Raw genomic sequence first — 18,394 nt, forward strand, 5'->3', positions numbered from 1 at the left:
GCATCACTCATGGGGAATACGCAATGCAAGGCCAGGCACCGGTAATCGACTATCTGAAGGAGCTGTTGCGCGGCGAACTGGCGGCGCGCGATCAGTATTTCCTGCATTCGCGGATGTACGCCGACTGGGGCTTCAGCAAGCTCTACGAGCGTATCAATCACGAGATGGAAGAAGAGACGCAGCACGCCGATGCACTGTTGCAGCGCATCCTCTTTCTCGAAGGCACCCCGGACATGACGCCGGAGCCGATCAATCCGGGGCACACCGTGCCGGACATGCTGCGCAACGACCTGGCGCTGGAGTACAAGGTGCGCGCCGCGCTGGCCCAGGGCATCGCGCTGGCCGAACAGCACGGCGACTACCCGACCCGCGACATGCTGGCGCTGCAGCTGCACGACACCGAGGAAGACCACGCCTACTGGCTGGAGCAGCAGCTCGGCCTGATCGACCGCATCGGTCTGCAGAATTACCTGCAATCCCAGGCCAGCTGAGCCTTCCACCCCGCGAGGCAGGGCCTGCCTCGCGAGGTTCCGTCAGAGCCGGAAGCGGCTCACCATCGACTGCAATTGACCGCCCAGACGGGCCAGCTCGGTGCTCGACGCCGCGGTTTCCTCGCTGGCGGCGGCGGTCTGTTCCGACACATCGCGCACATTCACCACGCTGCGGCTGATTTCCTCGGCCACTGCGCTCTGCTCCTCGGCGGCCGCTGCGATCTGCTGGTTCATCGCCTGGATGTTCGACACTGTGCGGGTGATGCTGCCCAGTGATGCACCGGCCCGGCGCGCCAGCTCGACGCCGCTGTCGGTCAGGTCGCGGCTGGTGTGCATGATCGAGGCAACCTGCTGGGTGCCGTTCTGTAGCGCGGCGACCAGCCCTTCGATTTCCTCAGTGGACTTCTGCGTACGCTGAGCCAGGCCGCGGACCTCGTCGGCGACCACGGCGAATCCGCGTCCGGCCTCGCCGGCACGGGCAGCCTCGATGGCGGCGTTGAGCGCCAGCAGGTTGGTCTGCTCGGCCACCGCCCGAATCACGTTCATCACACTGCCGATTTTGTCGCTCTCTTCCTGCAGTGCCTTCATCGCCTCGGTGGAGCGCACCACGGCGTTGGCCATGCGTTCGATCTGGGTGACCACCTCGGTGACCACGCGATCGCCTTCCCGGGCTTCGCCGTCCGCCTCGGTGGCTGCCAGCGCGGCCTGTTCGGCATTGCGCGCGACTTCCTGAACGGTCGCCGACATTTCGTGCATGGCGGTGGCGACCTGATCGGTTTCTTCCTTCTGGCTGTTCACGCCGGCGCTGGTCTGCTGGGTGACGGCCGAGAGCTCCTCGGCGGCGGCGCTGATCTGGCTGACACCATCGCGGATGCCGCCGATCAGCTCGCGCAGGGTCGAGCCCCGCGCTGCAGCACGCCCAGCTCGTCGCGGCGCTGAACCTGTGCGGTGGCGCTGAGGTCGCCGGAGGCGATGCGCTCGACGTCAGCCAGGGTCGCACGCAGCGGCAGGATGATCTGCCGGGTGATCAGCCAAGCGGCCAGCATGCCCAGCACCAGGGCCAGCAGCGCGCTGACGATCAGGCGCGTGCGTGCTGCGGCGCTTTCCACGTCGAGCTGGTCGAGCTGGAACTGGTAGAGCGAGTCGCTGATACGGACGATTTCCTTCTGCTGGTCGGTCATCTCCTGGCGCGCCTTGGCGATTGCCTGGGTGGCCTTCTCCAGCGCCTCGATGGCGCTGCGGTACTCGCCGAGCACCGTGCGCATCTGCTGCAGCGCCGCGCCGCTGTCGGCGTCCAGAGCGCCGGCATGACGGCCGAGGGTGGCCTGCGCGGCGTCGAGCTGGGCGTAGATCGCCTTCGCCGCCTCGGCACCCGGGCTGCTCATGTAGACGCGCAGCAGGTACTGCGCACGCTGCACGTCGTCTTCGATCTGGGTGATCGCCTGGAATTGGGCGAAACGGCCCTCGTCATAGTCCGAGAGCTGCAGCACCTGACGGTTCACGCCAGCCATCAGCTCGCTCAGACGGCCGGCGGCCTGGTCGATGATCTGCCGCGAGGCGTTGGCCTGGGCATAGGCCTTGCGCATATCGTTCAGCGAATGCTGATACTGCGCGTTGTAGCCGGCCTGCTCCTTGAGCTGGGCGACGTTGACCGGGTTCTTGAAGGTCTCCAGCAGCTTGGTCTGCTGGGCGAGGTAGATGCCCAGGTTCTTGTCCAGACGCTCGGTGGATTCGTTGTCACCATTGGCCAGCATGAATTGCAGGCGGGCGATACGCAGGTCGGTCAGTGTCTTGTTCAGCAATGAGATTTCGGTCATCCAGCCGCTGCGCTGGATGACGCTGCCGAGGCTGCCCCAGCCGTTCCAGGCGAGGATGAGGGTCAAGACCAGCACGGCACCGAAACCCAGTGCGAGCTTCCTGCTGACGCCGATGTTTGCAAACCAGTTGTTCATGTCATTCCAATCAGATGAATAGTTCGAAACGAGCGGGTGCCTTGCCGGCGGCCCGCGGGTGTCTTCGGGCCCTCTTTCGGCCGCGAGCATACGAACTTGAATGTAAATCGAGGAATGGTCGCAGCGAATGCTGGAGCAGGGGGCGCGGGCCGGGGCGGCCCGCGTTGGCATCAGCCTTTGCCAGGTGCAGTGATTGGGGACGGACGGGATGACGGGGCGCTGCAGCAGCCGCTTTCGATGCCCTGCAGGATCGGGCAGTCCGGGCGATCATCGCCCTGGCAGTGGTCGACCAGCTCCTGCAGGGTGTCGCGCAGGTCGACCAGCTCAGTGATCTTGCGGTTCAGCTCGTCGATGTGCGCGCCGGCCAGGGCTTTCACATCGGCGCTGGCGCGCTGACGGTCCTGCCACAGCGCCAGCAGCTTGCCGACCTCCTCCAGCGAGAAACCCAGGTCACGGGCGCGGCGGATGAAGGCCAGCTGATGCAGGTCGCGCTCGTTGTAGTGGCGATAGCCATTGGCGCCACGCCCGGCCGGCGTGAGCAGGCCGATGGATTCGTAGTAGCGGATCATCTTCGCCGTGAGGCCACTGTGCTTGGCTGCCTGACCAATGTTCATGGTGTGCTCCCGATCATTCTTCCGGCTTCCAGGAACGCAGCAGCAGGGCGTTGCTCACCACGCTGACGCTCGACAGGGCCATCGCCGCGCCAGCCACCACCGGGCTGAGAAAGCCGAAGGCGGCGAGCGGAATGCCCACCAGGTTGTAGATGAAGGCCCAGAACAGGTTCTGCTGGATCTTGCGGTAGGTGCGCCGGCTGATGTCCAGCGCCGCCGGAACCAGCCGTGGATCGCCGCGCATCAGGGTGATGCCGGCGGCGTGCATGGCCACATCGGTACCGCCACCCATGGCGATGCCGACATCCGCTGCGGCCAGGGCCGGGGCATCGTTGATGCCGTCGCCGACCATCGCCACCACGGCGCCGCCTTTCTTCAGCTCCGCCACGGTGGCGGCCTTGTCCGCTGGCAGCACCTCGGCATGCACATCATCGATGTGCAGCGCTTCGGCCACCACCCGCGCGCTGCCACGGTTGTCGCCGGTGATCAGGTGGCTGCGGATATGCCGCGCCGCGAGCCCGGCAATCGCTGCTGCGGCGCCGTCCTTGAGGCTGTCACCAAAAGCGAACAGGCCGAGGATACGCGGCTCGGGCGAATGCTCCACCAGCCAGGAGAGGGTGCGACCCTCGGCTTCCCAGCGCTGGGCGGTTTCCAGCAGCTCGCCCGGCTGCAGGCCATACTCTTCGAGCATGCGCCGGTTGCCCAGCGCCAGCTGCTGACCATCCAGCGTTCCGGCGATGCCGCGGCCGCTCAGGGCCTGGCTCTTCTGTACATCCGGCACGGCGATGCCGTCGGCTTCGCAGCGCTCCAGCACGGCGCGCGCCAGCGGGTGTTCGCTGCCCCGCTGCAGGGCGCCGGCCAGGCGCAGTATCCGCGCTTCGTCGCCGTCCACGGCATGCAGGTGGATGATCTGCGGCTTGCCCGAGGTGAGCGTGCCGGTCTTGTCGAAGGCCACGGCCGTGACCGCATGGGCGACTTCCAGCGCCTCCGCGTCCTTGATCAGGATGCCGTGGCGCGCCGCCACGCCGGTGCCGGCCATGATCGCCGCCGGCGTGGCCAGACCCAGGGCGCAGGGGCAGGCGATGACCAGCACGGCCACGGCGTTGATCAGCGCGACCTCGACCGGCGCGCCAGTGAGCAGCCAGCCGATCAGGGTGAATACGGCGATCACCAGTACCGCCGGGACGAACACCTGGCTGACCTTGTCCACCAGCTTCTGGATCGGCGCCTTGGCTGCCTGGGCGTCTTCCACCAGGCGGATGATCCGCGCCAGCACGGTCTCGCCACCGAGCGCAGTAGTGCGCACCAGCAGCCTGCCCTCGCCATTGATCGCGCCGCCGGTGATGCGGTCGCCTGGCGCCTTGTTCACTGGCAGGCTCTCGCCACTGATCAGCGCTTCGTCGGCCTGGCTTTCGCCCTCGACCACTTCACCGTCCACCGGGAAACGCTCGCCTGGCTTGACCATCACCAGGTCGTCCAGGCGCAGCGCGGCGATTGCGACGTCTTCCTCGCGGCCGTCGACTACCCGTGTCGCGCGGTCTGGGCGCAAGGCTTCGAGCGCACGAATGGCGGCGCTGGTCTGGCGCTTGGCGCGGCTTTCCAAGTATTTGCCCAGCAGCACCAGGGCGATCACCACCGCTGAGGCCTCGAAATACAGGTGCGGCATCTGCCCGGCCGGCGTCGCCCACCATTGATAGAGGCTCAGGCCATAACCGGCGCTGGTGCCGATGGCGACCAGCAGGTCCATGTTGCCGGCACCAGCACGCACCGCCTTCCAGCCGGCCACGTAGAAGCGTGCGCCGAGGATGAACTGCACTGGAGTGGCGAGCAGGAACTGGATCCACGCCGGCAGCATCCAGTGCTGCCCGAACAGTTCGCCGAACATCGGCAGCACCAGCGGTGCGGCCAGCAACAGGGCGGCGATCACCGCCCAGCGTTCACGCTGCAGGCGTCGCGCGGCATCCTGTTCGGGGCGCTGCTGGTCGCCGGCGCTCGCCTTGTAGCCGGCGGCCTCGATCGCCTGGATCAGCACGGCGGGGTCCGGCGTGCCGATCACCTCGACATGCGCGCGCTCGCTGGCCAGGTTCACCGCGGCGCTGCGCACGCCGGGCACCTTGAGCAGGGCGCGTTCGACCCGGCCGACACAGCTGGCGCAGGTCATGCCCTCGATGTTCAGCTCGATGCTCTGCAGCGGTACGCCGTAGCCGGCCTTTTCCACGGCCTCGATCAGCGTCGCCACACCCAGGTCATCGCCTTCGACGCGCACCTGTTCATTGGCCAGATTGACGTTGGCCGCGGCGACGCCCGGCACCTTGAGCAGGGCGCGTTCGACGCGGCCGGCGCAGCTGGCGCAGGTCATACCGCTGACCGGCAGCGTATGGGTGGCGCTGGACATGGCAGTGACTCCTCGGATTGCGATGGCTGCAGGATCGACCTTAACCCTATGGCAAGGTCAACACCATGATCTGCGACAGCAGGTGCCTTGACCTTGCCCGGGTGGCAAGGTCGAGAATCGGCGCCTTCAGCAGACGAGGAGAGCGACGATGCAAGTATTCAACGTGAGCGGAATGACCTGCAGCCATTGCGAGCGTGCGGTAACCCAGGCCATCCAGGCGCTAGACCCGCAGGCGCAGGTGCAGGTGGACCTGGCTGCCGGAACGGTGCAGGTCCAGAGCAGCGCCAGCGAGCAGGCGATTCGCCAGGCGATAAGCGAAGAGGGTTATCAGGTGAGCTGATCGCTCACACGGCAGGCTGGTCGGGATCGTCCGGCCAGTCGCGGACCAGGCCGCGGAACAGCGGGTCGATCAGCGCCCTGGTATCGACCTCTGGGGCGAACAGTTCGGTGTCGCGCGTCCAGTCGGTGAACAGTCCGACCACCAGGGCATGCAGCGACAGCGCGGCGAGCCGCGGCGTGACGCCGGGGCGCAGGCAGGTCGAGGCGTTGCGCAGCAGGTTTTCGCACAGATCGATGAACTGGTTGATGAAGGCGTGGTGACGTTCCTCGGCTTCACGCAGTTCATCGGTGAATTCGCACTTGTGCAGCAGGATGGTGAAGATCCGGCGCTTCTGCTCGTTGCTGGCCAGGGTGCTGATGGCCTCGACCGTCAGGTTGCGCAGAGCGATCAGTGCCTGCAGCGGCTGCTGCTGATCGCAGCTGCACAGGCGCTCGGTCATCTGCTCCGGTGGCAGGCGAATCTGGTTGAGCATTTCGTGGAACAGGTGCGCCTTGTTCTGAAAATGCCAGTACACCGCGCCGCGCGTCACACCGGCGTCACGGGCGATCTGGTCGAGGCTGGTGTGGGCCACCCCCTTGTCCAGAAACAGCCGCTCGGCAGACGCGAGGATGGCGATACGAGTTTTTTCGGCTTCTTCTTTGGTTCGGCGCATGGGCAGATTCAGGCAGATGACGGCTGCTTCGGGCGTCCAGCAGCGATGGAGGGCGGCCAGTGTAACGGCGCATCTCGTCGTGATGCATGTTTACAATCGGCGGTGTATGTAACAGCATCTTGCACGCCGGTGCAAATTCCCGGGCACGGTCGAGGTCCCAACAACTCACCCGGCCACGTCTTCTTTCCAGCTTGCGAGCCTCTGATGTCCCTGCGGATTCTTCTCATACTGGGCGCGCTCAGCGCGTTCGGTCCCCTGGCGATCGACATGTACCTGCCGGCGTTCCCCTTGCTGGCGGAGTCGTTCGGCACCAGTGTCGATCACGTGCAGCTTTCGCTGGCGGCTTATTTCATCGGCCTGGCCATCGGTCAGCTGGTCTACGGGCCGTTGGCCGATCGCTATGGGCGGCGCGGGCCGCTGCTGGTCGGCGTGACGCTCTTCACCCTGGCATCGCTGGCCAGCGCCTTTGTGCCGTCCATGGACTGGCTGATCGGCGTGCGTTTCGTCCAGGCTCTCGGTGGCTGTGCCGGCATGGTGGTAGCGCGTGCCGTGGTGCGTGACCTGTGCGACCCGATGACCAGCGCCAAGGTGTTCTCGCAGCTGATGCTGGTGATGGGCCTGGCGCCTATCCTCGCGCCGGTGGCGGGCGGCGCGTTGCTGGCGTCGTTCGGCTGGCCGTCGATCTTCATCCTGCTGACGCTGTTCAGCGCGATGTGCCTGGTGGCGGTCACGCTGTGGCTGCCGGAAACCTATCCGGCCGGGCTGCCGCGTCAGCCGATGTCCGGTGCGCTCGGGCAGTATCTGCGGCTGTTCCGTGATCGCTTCTTCATCGGCCACGTGCTGACCGGTGCGCTGTGCATGGCCGGCATGTTCGCCTACATCACCGGCTCGCCGTTCGTCTTCATCGAACTGTATGGTGTCAAACCCGAGCATTTCGGCTGGCTGTTCGGCGTCAATGCGGCGGGTTTCATCCTGATGGCGCAGGTCAACGTGCGGCTGGTGCGCTGGCGCGGGCCGGAGTTCTGGGTGCGGCGCTGGGTGTGGTTCTTCTTCGGCAGTGCGCTGGCGTTGTTGGCAGTGGCGGCAGCACAGCCGGAATCGCTCTGGCCGTTGCTGATTCCGCTGTTCTGCTGCGTGTCCTGCCTCGGTTGCCTGCTGCCGAACGCCACGGCCTGCGCCATGGCCGACCAGCGCGCGAATGCCGGCAGCGCCTCGGCCTTGCTCGGCAGCATGCAGTTCACCATTGCCGCCATCGCCGCTTCCGCGGTGGGGGCTTTGCACAACGGCACCGCAGTGCCCTTGGCGGCGATCATCAGCCTGTGCGGTCTGCTGGCAACGATCGTCGCCTACACCACGGCGCGCGCCAGTACGGATTGACTGTCAGGCGCTGAGTGGCAGGGGATGCGGCGCCTGCAGGCGACGGTGCAGAGTTTCGACGAAGGCGCGCGCTTCGGCTTCGCTGCGAAAGGTGACTTTCTGCCGGTCGAGGCACACCTGCCAGGCGCTGTCGGGTGACGGCGTCAGCGGGCGGACGAGAATGTGCATGGCGATCTCCTCGTGTGTGGGTCGCCGCACAGTCTAGGCGCAGCCATGGCTCGCGCGGCGAGCCATGGTGTCGCAGGTGGGCCGGGCGCCGACGAATGGCTCAATAGGCCAGTCGTGCGTCCAGACTGTTTTGTGCCAGGCGGCGGGCCTGTTCTTCGGTCATGCCCAGGCTTCCGTGCAGCGCGACGAAGTTCTCCGTCACATAGCCGCCGAAGTAGGCCGGGTCATCGGAATTCACCGTGACCTTCACGCCCTGCTCCAGCAGGTCGAGGATGTTGTGCTGGCGCATGTCGTCGAACACCTTGAGCTTGGTGTTGGACAGCGGGCAGACGGTCAGCGGAATCTGCTCCTCGATCAGCCGGGCGATCAGCTTCGGATCTTCGGCCGCACGCACGCCGTGGTCGATACGGCTGACCTTGAGCAGATCCAGTGCCTGCCAGATGTACTCGGGCGGGCCTTCCTCGCCGGCATGGGCAACGGTGAGGAAGCCTTCGGCGCGCGCCTTGTCGAACACGCGCTGGAACTTGCTTGGCGGGTGGCCGACTTCAGAGCTGTCGAGGCCGACGGCGAAGAATGCGTTGCGATAGGGCAGCGCCTGTTCCAGCGTCCTGAAGGCTTCCTCTTCCGGCAGGTGGCGCAGGAAGCTCAGGATCAGCCCGCTGCTGATGCCCAGCAGCTCACGGCCGTCGGCCAGCGCCGCGCTGATGCCGTTGAGCGCGGCCTCGAACGGCACGCCGCGGTCGGTGTGGGTCTGCGGGTCGAAGAAGGGCTCGGTATGTACCACGTTCTGCTCTTCGCACTTCTGCAGGTAGGCCCAGGTCAGGTCGTAGAAATCCTGCTCGGTGCGCAGCACGTCGGCGCCGGCATAGTAGAGGTCGAGGAATTCCTGCAGGTTGCCGAAGTTGTAGGCGCTGCGCAGCGCCTCGACGTCGTTCCAGGGCAGGGCGATCCTGTTGCGCTCGGCCAGGCGGAACATCAGTTCGGGTTCCAGCGAGCCCTCCAGGTGCAGGTGGAGTTCGGCCTTGGGCAGATTGTTGAGCCAGTCGTGCATCGCGAAATTCTCGTCTTTCGGGTGTGCGGGCATTCTATCGGTGGGTTGGAGCAACTGATATGCCAGCTGACCAGTTTGTCCCGCCTAGCAATTCTGGATGACAGCCGAATGACTGGTTCATTGCGGTTAGCGCAATTTGGCGATTAATTGACCAGCGGTCTGCAGCCCAGATCTGACGGGCGCTGGCGAGGTTGTTCCCAATGTTATCCACAAAGTTCTCCACTCAATTCGGGCATAACCTCGAGCTGGCAGAACGCGATTGATAGCAAAACGTCAGTAGCCGACTGCCCAGTCAAAAAACACAGTAATTCAAGCGCTTAACGCACCCCGTTGGGGCGCGTAAGGCTTATTGATCAAAAATTGTGCAGTTTTCCCGAGCGCCCGCCGCGAGCGCTTTCCAGGCGGCCATACAATTGTTATCCACAATTGCGTCCACAGTATTTGTGGGCAACGACGCGTCTAGTCCATGGCTTCCAGCTGGCTGCGCCCGCGGGTGATATCAGCGAGCAATCTCGCCAGCGGCTGCAGCTGAGCGGCGGGAAGGGCAATCTCCAGGGTCGCGCCTTCGGCATCGAAATGTTCGGCTTCCAGCAGCGCCTCGAATTCCGCCAGGCGTGCCTTGAACAGCGCCAGCTCGGCGAAGCGGCAATGACAGCGACAGCGCGAGCGCGACACCAGCTCGCTGCGTTCGCCGGCCTGCAGGCACTTCGCCGTGGTGCCGCCATAGGCACGGGCCAGGCCGCCAGTGCCGAGCTTGATGCCGCCGAACCAGCGGATCACCACCACCGCGACCCGGTCGAAATCCTGCCCTTCGATGGCGGTGAGCATCGGCCGACCCGCCGTGCCGCCGGGCTCGCCGTCGTCGCTGAAACGGTACTGGTTGCCGATCTTCCACGCCCAGCAGTTATGCGTAGCGGTGGGATCGCTGACCGCCTGGATAAAGGCCTGGGCCTCTTCGGCGCTCTGCACGGGTGCCGCCTTGGCCAGGAAGCGGCTTTTGCTGATGACTTCCAGCAATTCGCAGGGCGCGGACAGGGTGAAGGGCATGGCTGTTACGGCGTCGGTGATGGTTTGCAGGGCGGCCATTGTAGCGGCGCCGCCGCGGCTGCGCTGCGTCGTCCTGCAAGAGGCCATCCGGCGAACGGATTGAACTTCGCCGGACCGTCCAACCCCTATCTAGTAGGGCGCGGTTGCGCGCATGGCCTGGAGAGGCCCTGCCGTACCGCATTTCGCTGGCACATCGGATGGAGGACATTCCATGCTCAATTCCAGTTACCAGTCATGTATCCAGGCCTGTTCCAATTGCGCACTGGTCTGCGAGACCTGCGCGGCATCCTGCTTGCGCGAGGACGACGTGAAGATGATGGCGCGCTGCATCGAACTCGATCGTGACTGCGCCGACATGTGTGCGATCGCAGCAGTGCTGATGACCCGCGACAGTGCCTATGCCAAAGCCTTCTGCAAGCTTTGCGCGCAGGTCTGTCGCGATTGCGCCGAGGAGTGCGGCAAGCACAAGCACGACCATTGCCAGGCCTGCGCCGAGGCCTGTCGCAAGTGCGCTGAAGAGTGCGAAAAGATGGCAGCCTGATCGGTTGTCGATTCGGAGGGCCGCAGCTGCGGCCCTTTTGCTTCAGCTCAGCCAGTCCAGCGTCAGGATCAGACGGTGCTCAGCCGTTGTCGCCTGCGGCGAGCGATGAATGATCCCGGCGCCTTCGTTACCCAGCCATTTCTCCCCCTTGAACAACGCCACGTCGCCAACCCCGAGCTGCTGGATGGCCGCCGGATCAGTCGGTTCGGCTGCCGGATCGCCCAGGCGCCGACGCTGCATGCCGCCCTCCTGAAGCCATTCGCTACCTGCGCCGGCGTAGGTGGTGATCAGCCGCAGCGGTACGTGATCGACGTGAAAGCGCGGGCACATGGGCTTGTCCAGCATGCGCAGACGCAAGCCAATGCGCCGCGCATCGACCAGGCAGCTGAACGCCCGCACCAGCCAGGACACGTCGGCGACGAAACCGGCACGGCCGGCAAGGTCTCGATAAGCCGCCGCCAGGTTTGGCAGTTGCAGCTCACCGTCGCCGGTCGGTTCGAGGGTCAGCGATTCCGCCAGCGGCTCGCCCAGGGCCAGGAGTGTCTCGGCGAACTCGGCAATGTGCAGCGGCAGCTGGCGCTGCCATACGCTGAGGTTGACGCCATCGTTCAGCGCTTCGCCGAGTACTGCCGGGGAGTCGCCCAGCAACTGGCGCGGCTGTGGGCGGATGATCTGCTGCGCCAGCATCAGGCGACTTGCTCGTGCCAGGGGCCGAACGGGTCCGGCAGGCGCAGCCAGCCGGTGGCGCCCACGGCCCACTCGCTGTCGTTCAGCAGGCAGGCGTCGAGTTCGCGGCGCAACCGTTCGAAATCGATGTTCTGCCCGATGAAGACCAGCTCCTGGCGGCAGTCGCCGAACTCACCGCGGGACTTGCCGAGGATTGCCGTGCGGCTTTCGCTGTCGCTCGGCCAGGCCGATTCAGGGGTGAAGTGCCACCAGCGCCCGGCATAGTCGTAGCGCATCAGCCCACCGGCCTGGGACCAGCTGCCTGCTTCCTCGGGGCGGGTAGCGAGCCAGAAGAAGCCTTTGGAGCGCAGCAGGCGGCCGTTGCTCCACTCGCGGTTGAGGAAGTTGTAGAAGCGTTGTGGGTGGAACGGCCGGCGCGCCAGATAGGCGGTGGAGGCGATGCCGTATTCCTCGGTTTCCGGCACATGCTCACCGCGCATTTCCTTGAGCCAGCCCGGCGCCTGGGCGGCGCGTTCGAAGTCGAAACGGCCGGTGTCGAGGATTCGGTCGAGCGGCACCTGGCCCATGCTCATCGGCAGAATCTCGGCATGGGTGTTGAGCCGGCCGAGAATGGCGGTCAGCTCTTCGCGCTCGGCGGCGGAAATCAGGTCGATCTTGCTGATCAGGATGACGTCGGCGAACTCCACCTGCTCGATCAACAGCTCGGTGACCGAGCGCTCGTCGTCCTCGCCAAGGGTTTCGCCGCGATTGGCCAGGCTCTCGGCCTCCTGGAAGTCGCGGAGGAAATTAACCCCGTCGACCACCGTGACCATGGTGTCCAGCCGAGCCAGTTCGGCCAGGCTCTGGCCCTGCTCGTCGCGGAAGGTGAAGGTTTCGGCCACCGGCAGCGGTTCGGAAATCCCGGTGGACTCGATCAACAGGTAGTCGAAGCGACCCTCACGGGCGAGCTTGCCGACCTCCTCGAGCAGGTCTTCGCGCAGGGTGCAGCAGATGCAGCCGTTGCTCATCTCGACCAGCTTTTCCTCGGCGCGATTGAGGCTGACGCCGCGCTGCACCTCGTTGCCGTCGATGTTGATCTCGCTCATGTCGTTGACGATCACCGCGACGCGGCGGCCTTCGCGGTTCTTCAGGATGTGGTTGAGCAAGGTGCTCTTGCCGGCACCGAGGAAGCCGGACAGGACGGTAACGGGGAGGCGGTTCATGGCGGTCTCTCAGGCGGAACGTTGGTGTTTTTCGCGCTGTTCCTGGCGTTGCTTCGCCTCGATGGACAGCGTCGTGGTGGGGCGCAACAGCAGGCGCTGCAGCCCGATGGGTTCGCCAGTCTCGGCGCACCAGCCGTATTCGCCGCGGGCGATGGCATCCAGCGCGGCGTCGATCTTGTCGAGCAGCTTTTTCTCCCGCTCCAGCACACGCAGCTGCCAGTGACGCTGTTCTTCTGCGCTGCCGATGTCGGCGGGGTCGCTGCTCGGCTCCTGTTCGCGCAGCGCCTGGAATTCTTCCTCGATACGCGCCTGCAGCTCGGCACGCTGGTGCAAAAGCAGGTCGCGGAAGAAAGCCTGCTGCTCTGCGTTCATGTACGCCTCGGCGGGCTGGGCGAGTAGTTCGGCTTCGGTCATCGGGAGGCATGTGTCGGAAATAATGTAAGAGTTATAACATAACAATTATGTTCGTAATGCAAGCGCTGTTTGCGTGTCGAGCGGCGCACCGGTAAGCGCGTTGTTCCGAGGCAAAGAAAAAGCCCGCGGCGCGGATCGCGCGGCGGGCTCGGGTGTTGATGGGGGCTGGGCGGTCAGACGGCGCCGGGCAGCCCGTGGTAGTTGCGACCGAAGTACACCAGCGCATCGCTGCTGTCGCGGCGGTACACGGCGAGCACTTCGCAGTAGAGGATGTCGTGGGTGCCGACGCTGGCGCTGTGGCTGATGCGGCAGTCGAACGACACGGTGGCGCCGTCGAGCAGCGGCGAGCCGGTCACGCCGGTGCTCCACTGTGCTGCGGCGAAGCGTTCTGTCATGGGCGTCTTGCCGCCGAACAGGTTGGACAGGTCCCGCTGTGCGCCGGCCAGGGTGTTCACGCACAGCTGCCCGTTGGCGGTGACGATGGGATGTGCCGATGCGCTGCGGTTCAGGCACACCAGCAGCGTCGGTGGTTCGTCGGTGACGCTGCACACCGCGGTGGCGGTGAAGCCGGCGCGGCCGCTGGGGCCGTCGGTGGTGATGATGTTGACTGCCGCGGCCAGCCGCGCCATGGCATCACGATAATCCTCACGAATCACTGGAGCGCTGAATTGACTGGTGGTTTCGCATTGAGCCAGTTGCATGGTCGGTTCTCCATCAGGCGAGGACGCAGGCGCGGTCGAAGGGCAGGCGTGGCAGGCGGTCGCGCAGCTTGCTGGCGTCGCCGTAGCCGAGGTTGATCAGCAGGTTTGATTTCCAGCTCGTGCCAGCGAAGAAAGCGGCATCCAGCGCCTTGCCGTCGAAGCCGGACATCGGTCCGCAATCGAGCCCCAAAGCGCGGGCGGCGAGGATCAGGTAGCCGGCCTGCAGCGAGCTGTTGCGCAGCGCGTTCTCGGTGATCAGTGCCGGTTGCCCGGCGTACCAGCTGCGGGCGTCGGCAAAGGGGAACAGCTCTGCCAGGGTCTCCGGAAAGTCCTCGTCATAGGCGACGATCACCGTGACCGGCGCGGCCATGGTCTTTTCGAGATTGCCCTTGGACAGGCAGGGCGCGAGCTTTGCCTTTCCCTCCGGCGTGCGTACGAAGACAAAGCGGCCGGGGCAGCTGTTGACGGCGGTCGGGCCGAGGCGGACGTGCTCGTAGAGTTGTTCGAGCAGGGCATCCGGCACTGCTTTGTCGAGCCAGGCGTTGTGGGTGCGGGCGTCGCTGAACAGCGTGGCGAGGGCATTCGAGTCGATGGGGGCGTGCATGTTCGGGTCCTCAGGCTGCTGCGACCTGTCCGCATTGCTCGGCAAGATGGTCCAGCAGGATCTGGTTGAAGGGTTCGCTGTCGCTGACGCTGGACGCGTGGCCACCGTAGTTCAGCAACGCCAGTTGGGCATTGGGCAGGACGTCAGCCAGGTGCTGCGAATGCTGCCAGGGCACCAGCATGTCGTCGCGGTTGGCGATCAGCAGGGTCGGAGTGGTGATGCGCGACAGCTCGGCCTCGATATCGAAGGCCAGCAGTGCCTCGATACGCCGCACCAGATTCATCGTCGCTGGGAAATGCGCCAGTGCATGGGCATCGTCGCGTGCCAGTCGCTCGCTGTTGGCCGCGATCCAGTCGGCCGGGTAGAGAAACAGCGACTGCGCCTGCACATAGGCTGCCGGGCCACTGTCGCGCAACAGGTTCAGGCGCACCGCGAAACAGCGCGCACTGTGCGGGTTGGGGCTGCTCCAGGCATTGATCGGTACCAGACTCTGCAGCAACTGCGGCCGCAGCAGGGCGATCTGCAAGCCGACCAGCCCACCGAGGGCATGGCCGATGAAGTGGCAGCGGCGGATGCCCAGGGTGTCCAGCAGCTCCAGTAATTCCACTGCCATGGACTCGATGGAATAGCCCGCCGGCAGGTTCGCCGGACTCCTGTTGGTCCCCAGCTGATCGTAGACCAGCACCCGGTAGTCCTGGGTCAGCGCCGGCAGCTGCGGTGTCCAGAAGGCGGCGGCGCCGCCGAGGCCGGAGCTGAGCACCAGAGTCGGCGCATCCGGCTCCATGCGGCCATGAAGTTCGTAGTGCATGTCATTCCCTCCGCGAGGTCGATCAGCGGGCCGCGGGCGTGCCGGCTGACCCGCTCTGGCAGGCGCTATTGGCCGACGTGGGCGATGCTGGCGATCTCGATCAGCGCATCGGGCTTCACCAGCCCGCACTGGATGCAGTAGCGCGCGGGCTTCTCGCCGGGGAAGTACTCGGCGTACACCTCATTGACCTTGGTGTAGTTGGCCCAGTCGGTGAGCATGATCATGTTGAAGGTGACGTCGTCCATGCTGCCGCCGGCGGCCTCGACGACGCCCTTGATGGTTTCCAGCACATGGCGGGTCTGTGCGGCGGCGTCGCCGACGTGGACCACGTTGTTGTCCTTGTCGAACGGCAGGGTGCCGGAGACGTAGACCACGCCATCGGCCATGGAGCCGGGCACGTACGGGGCGAGCGGTTTGCCGGAGCCGGCGGGGATGATGGATTGCTTGGGCATGTCGTTGATTCCTTGCAAGGCATTCAGGCGAACCCGGCGGACGCCTCTGCGGGCGTCGCGGTCGGGCACTGGGGTGTAATCAGCTGGCAACAGCCACGCTGGGTGCGGTCGCGAAGCTCTGACAGAAGGCGTCGACGCTGGAGACCCAGCCGAAGAACGTCTCGATGTTGTACAGCGCAGCCTGCTGGGCGAATTCCGGCCCGGCCTGGTGGGTGGCATCGGCCAGCACCACGCCGAAATACTCCAGGTGGAAACCGTCGCGCAGGGTCGATTCCACGCACACGTTGGTGGCGATGCCGGTGAACACCAGATTGCGGATGCCACGGGCACGCAGGGTGCTGTCCAGTTGCGAATTGAAGAAACCGCTGTAGCGAGGTTTGGGCACCAGAATGTCGCCGGGCTGCGGCGCCAGTTCGTCCACCAGCGCGTAATCCCAACCGCCCTTGGCCAACAGTGTGCCGGCCAGTTCCGGGCGCTTGCGCATGGTCTTCAGCGCGTTGGACTTGTGCCAGTTCGGCGAACCCGGCCCGCCGGCCTCGACGTACCCGTTGTCCCAGCCGTTCTGCAGAAAGATCACCTGTATGCCGGCGGCGCGGGCTGTGCCCAGTGCCTGGCGGATTTTCTCGATCACCGGCTGGGTCGCCGAAACATCGAAACCTGCCAGGTCGAGATAACCGCCGCGCGTCGCATAGGCGTTTTGCATATCCACCACGACAAGCGCGGTTTCGCTCGCCTTCATCGCGAGCGGCTCGGGGCGTGCCGGTAGCTGCACGGACTCGTCCGTGGCGCTCAGGCCGTAGCCGGAGATTTGTTCGGCGGCGCTCATCAGGCCGACTCCTTCAGCGCGGTGACGTGCCGACGGCTCTGCATCAGCGGCTGAATCTTCTGGCCGAAGGCTTCGACGCCTTCGAGGAAGTCATCGAAGGTCAGCATCACGCCCTGCATGCCGGGCACCGTGGCGATCTCATCGAGCATCCGCGCGACGTTGGCGTAGGAACCCACCAGCGTGCCCATGTTGATGTTCACCGCCGAAGTTGGGTCGGCCATCTGCCGGATGTTGCTGTCAGCGCCCTTGTCGGCGGCACCCTGCTCGCCGAGCCAGGCGATGGCTTCCTCATCCGCGCCGGCCTTGTAGTGCTCCCACTTGGCGCGGGCGGCTTCGTCGGTTTCGTCGGCGATGACCATGAACAGCACGCAGGACGTCACGTGGCGGCCGGTCTTCTCGGTGGCCTTGAGTAGCCGCTCGGTGGCCGGGGCGAAGGCGGTCGGCGTGTTCACACCCTTGCCGAAGCAGAAGTTGTAATCGGCGTACTGCGCCGAGAAGGCCATGCCGGCATCGGATGAGCCCGCGCAGATGATCTTCATGTCCGCCTGCGGTTTCGGACTGACGCGGCAGTCCTCCATCTGGAAGTGCTCGCCCTTGAAGTCGCTGCGGCCGGTGGCCCAGAGGTCGCGCAGCACCTGGGCGTATTCGCCGAGATACTGGTAACGCGTGCCGAAGAATTCATCGCCTGGCCACATGCCCATCTGTGTGTATTCCGGCTTCTGCCAGCCGGTCACCAGATTCACGCCAAAGCGCCCGCCCGAGATCGAGTCGATGGTCGAGGCCATGCGCGCGACGATGGCTGGCGGCAGGGTCAGCGTTGCGGCAGTCGCGAACAGCTGGATCTTGCTGGTGACCGCCGCCAGACCCGCCATCAGCGTGAAGGATTCCAGGTTGTGTTCCCAGAACTCGGTCTTACCACCGAAGCCGCGCAGCTTGATCATCGACAGCGCGAAGTCGAAGCCGTAACCCTCGGCCTTCTGCACGATGGCCTTGTTCAGCTCGAAGGTCGGCATGTACTGCGGCGCATTCTCGGAGATGAGCCAGCCGTTGTTGCCGATCGGAATGAAAACACCAACATCCATGGGTCGCACCTCTGTACGCAATGGCTAGAAAGCGCTGCCCGAACGTGACGGGCAGGGTCGAGGGTGCATTAGCAGGATGCAGGCCAGAAAGTGAATTGCCTTTTTTATCAACGAGATAAGTAGCTTGTGTGGTGCGATGTGGACCATTTGGTCTGAATCAGAGCACCTGGTTTGTGCGCGGCGCACGAAGATCGTGCAGCAGTCGCTTGCTGCCTTCGTCGCTCGTGCGTCGCACGCTCGCCGCGCTACAGTAGCGCCTCGTTCGAACCATCCGGTAATCCCGTGACAGACCAGCCCCCCGTTCCGCCCCGCAAGCGCCTTACCGCCAGCAAGACACCACGGCCAAAGGGCGCAGTCCGCGTACCGAGCGCCAGCGCCCAGGACCGCCGCCTGCGAATGATCGAAAGCAAACGCGCCAGCATTCTTCAGGCCGCGCTGGAGCTGTTCTCCCGCTTCGGCCTGCACGGCACCAGCCTCGACCAGGTGGCGACCCAGGCAGACGTCTCCAAGACCAACCTTTTGTACTACTTCGGCAACAAGGAAGAGCTATACACCAACGTCCTGCGGCAGCTGCTGGAGGTCTGGTTGCAGCCGCTGCAAGCATTCAGCGTCGAGCAGGACCCGGTCGAGGCGATCCGCGACTACCTGCGGGTCAAGCTCGAACTCTCCCGCGATCATCCCGCCGAATCGCGGCTGTTCTGCATGGAGATCATGCAGGGCGCGCCTCTGCTGCTGGGTGAGTTGCAACAGCCGCTGCACGATCTGGTGGAAAACAAGGTCGCCGTGATCCAGGCCTGGATCGACGCCGGCAAGCTCGCCCCCATCGCGCCGCACCACCTGATCTTCTCGCTCTGGGCGACCACCCAGCACTACGCCGACTTCCGCGTGCAGGTCGAGGCCGTGGCCGGCAAGACCCTGGATGATCCGGCGTTCTTCGAGGAAACGCTCAAGAGCCTGCAGTCGCTGATCCTCGATGGGGTGAGGCCGCGTTGA

Annotated in this window: 20 protein-coding genes and 1 pseudogene; 5 read left to right on the plus strand and 16 right to left on the minus strand. The window is 65.2% G+C overall.

All coding sequences use genetic code 11. From position 1 onward, the window contains the following. The first annotated feature begins 23 nt into the window (after positions 1–23). Positions 24–491 carry a bacterioferritin gene (gene bfr, locus IEG05_RS01430; protein ID WP_014819086.1) on the plus strand — a complete coding sequence of 156 codons (468 nt, stop codon included), beginning with the start codon at positions 24–26 and terminating at the stop codon, positions 489–491. Positions 492–533: 42 nt separating this feature from the next. Here bfr and IEG05_RS01435 read toward each other — a convergent pair. The 3 genes and pseudogenes from IEG05_RS01435 to IEG05_RS01445 form a co-directional block, all read right to left on the minus strand. After that, positions 534–2,559, minus strand: a pseudogene (locus IEG05_RS01435) (methyl-accepting chemotaxis protein). Positions 2,560–2,613: 54 nt separating this feature from the next. Then, a complete protein-coding gene (gene cueR / locus IEG05_RS01440; RefSeq protein ID WP_046619245.1) occupies positions 2,614–3,057 on the minus strand; it encodes a Cu(I)-responsive transcriptional regulator in 444 nt (147 codons plus the stop codon). A gap of 13 nt (positions 3,058–3,070) precedes the next feature. Then, the gene (locus IEG05_RS01445) at positions 3,071–5,449 is read right to left on the minus strand and encodes a heavy metal translocating P-type ATPase (protein WP_046619246.1); all 2,379 of its coding nucleotides are present in this window, start codon (positions 5,447–5,449) and stop codon (positions 3,071–3,073) included. A gap of 148 nt (positions 5,450–5,597) precedes the next feature. Here IEG05_RS01445 and IEG05_RS01450 point away from each other — a divergent pair, with 148 nt between their 5' ends. After that, positions 5,598–5,789, plus strand: a complete 192-nt coding sequence (locus IEG05_RS01450) for a heavy-metal-associated domain-containing protein (RefSeq protein WP_014819090.1) — start codon at positions 5,598–5,600, stop codon at positions 5,787–5,789. A gap of 4 nt (positions 5,790–5,793) precedes the next feature. Here the strand turns inward: IEG05_RS01450 and IEG05_RS01455 are convergent, their stop codons facing one another. Then, a complete protein-coding gene (locus tag IEG05_RS01455; RefSeq protein ID WP_046619248.1) occupies positions 5,794–6,441 on the minus strand; it encodes a TetR family transcriptional regulator in 648 nt (215 codons plus the stop codon). A gap of 204 nt (positions 6,442–6,645) precedes the next feature. Here IEG05_RS01455 and IEG05_RS01460 point away from each other — a divergent pair, with 204 nt between their 5' ends. Beyond that, positions 6,646–7,818, plus strand: a complete 1,173-nt coding sequence (locus tag IEG05_RS01460; RefSeq protein WP_046619251.1) for a Bcr/CflA family multidrug efflux MFS transporter — start codon at positions 6,646–6,648, stop codon at positions 7,816–7,818. Between the two features lie 3 nt (positions 7,819–7,821). Here the strand turns inward: IEG05_RS01460 and IEG05_RS01465 are convergent, their stop codons facing one another. From IEG05_RS01465 to IEG05_RS01475, 3 genes are all read right to left on the minus strand, one after another. Then, positions 7,822–7,986, minus strand: coding sequence for a hypothetical protein (locus IEG05_RS01465; RefSeq protein ID WP_014819093.1), 165 nt, complete (start codon positions 7,984–7,986; stop codon positions 7,822–7,824). A gap of 100 nt (positions 7,987–8,086) precedes the next feature. Further along, the gene (locus IEG05_RS01470; protein WP_191121530.1) at positions 8,087–9,037 is read right to left on the minus strand and encodes an adenosine deaminase; all 951 of its coding nucleotides are present in this window, start codon (positions 9,035–9,037) and stop codon (positions 8,087–8,089) included. Between the two features lie 459 nt (positions 9,038–9,496). Beyond that, positions 9,497–10,084 carry an IMPACT family protein gene (locus tag IEG05_RS01475; protein WP_031298498.1) on the minus strand — a complete coding sequence of 196 codons (588 nt, stop codon included), beginning with the start codon at positions 10,082–10,084 and terminating at the stop codon, positions 9,497–9,499. Between the two features lie 211 nt (positions 10,085–10,295). Here IEG05_RS01475 and IEG05_RS01480 point away from each other — a divergent pair, with 211 nt between their 5' ends. Continuing rightward, a complete protein-coding gene (locus IEG05_RS01480) occupies positions 10,296–10,625 on the plus strand; it encodes a four-helix bundle copper-binding protein (protein ID WP_023447147.1) in 330 nt (109 codons plus the stop codon). Between the two features lie 42 nt (positions 10,626–10,667). Here IEG05_RS01480 and IEG05_RS01485 read toward each other — a convergent pair whose 3' ends face one another. From IEG05_RS01485 to rutA, 9 genes are all read right to left on the minus strand, one after another. After that, on the minus strand, positions 10,668–11,312 hold the full coding sequence (locus tag IEG05_RS01485) for a DUF1826 domain-containing protein (protein WP_046619255.1): 645 nt from the start codon (positions 11,310–11,312) through the stop codon (positions 10,668–10,670). Then, entirely contained in the window at positions 11,312–12,514 is a 1,203-nt protein-coding gene (gene zigA / locus IEG05_RS01490) for a zinc metallochaperone GTPase ZigA (RefSeq protein ID WP_046619257.1), read from the minus strand. The genes IEG05_RS01485 and zigA overlap by 1 nt, the downstream gene beginning before the upstream one ends. Before the next feature lie 9 nt (positions 12,515–12,523). Then, the gene (dksA, locus tag IEG05_RS01495; RefSeq protein ID WP_017244483.1) at positions 12,524–12,928 is read right to left on the minus strand and encodes an RNA polymerase-binding protein DksA; all 405 of its coding nucleotides are present in this window, start codon (positions 12,926–12,928) and stop codon (positions 12,524–12,526) included. Positions 12,929–13,101: 173 nt separating this feature from the next. After that, positions 13,102–13,629 (minus strand): NADH-dependent FMN reductase RutF, encoded by a 528-nt coding sequence (gene rutF, locus IEG05_RS01500; RefSeq protein ID WP_046619258.1) that lies wholly within the window; start codon positions 13,627–13,629, stop codon positions 13,102–13,104. Positions 13,630–13,642: 13 nt separating this feature from the next. Then, complete coding sequence (locus tag IEG05_RS01505; RefSeq protein WP_046619259.1) at positions 13,643–14,233, minus strand: malonic semialdehyde reductase; 591 nt, start codon at positions 14,231–14,233, stop codon at positions 13,643–13,645. Positions 14,234–14,243: 10 nt separating this feature from the next. Next, positions 14,244–15,041 carry a pyrimidine utilization protein D gene (gene rutD, locus IEG05_RS01510; protein ID WP_046619261.1) on the minus strand — a complete coding sequence of 266 codons (798 nt, stop codon included), beginning with the start codon at positions 15,039–15,041 and terminating at the stop codon, positions 14,244–14,246. A gap of 65 nt (positions 15,042–15,106) precedes the next feature. After that, entirely contained in the window at positions 15,107–15,493 is a 387-nt protein-coding gene (rutC, locus tag IEG05_RS01515; protein WP_046619263.1) for a pyrimidine utilization protein C, read from the minus strand. Positions 15,494–15,572: 79 nt separating this feature from the next. Next, a complete protein-coding gene (rutB, locus tag IEG05_RS01520; RefSeq protein WP_046619265.1) occupies positions 15,573–16,319 on the minus strand; it encodes a pyrimidine utilization protein B in 747 nt (248 codons plus the stop codon). Then, positions 16,319–17,401 carry a pyrimidine utilization protein A gene (rutA, locus tag IEG05_RS01525; protein ID WP_038656810.1) on the minus strand — a complete coding sequence of 361 codons (1,083 nt, stop codon included), beginning with the start codon at positions 17,399–17,401 and terminating at the stop codon, positions 16,319–16,321. The genes rutB and rutA overlap by 1 nt, the downstream gene beginning before the upstream one ends. A gap of 282 nt (positions 17,402–17,683) precedes the next feature. Here rutA and rutR point away from each other — a divergent pair, with 282 nt between their 5' ends. Next, positions 17,684–18,394, plus strand: a complete 711-nt coding sequence (gene rutR, locus IEG05_RS01530; protein ID WP_041754131.1) for an HTH-type transcriptional regulator RutR — start codon at positions 17,684–17,686, stop codon at positions 18,392–18,394.

The sequence above is a fragment of the Stutzerimonas kunmingensis genome (genome assembly GCF_014764705.1).
Lineage (GTDB): Bacteria > Pseudomonadota > Gammaproteobacteria > Pseudomonadales > Pseudomonadaceae > Stutzerimonas.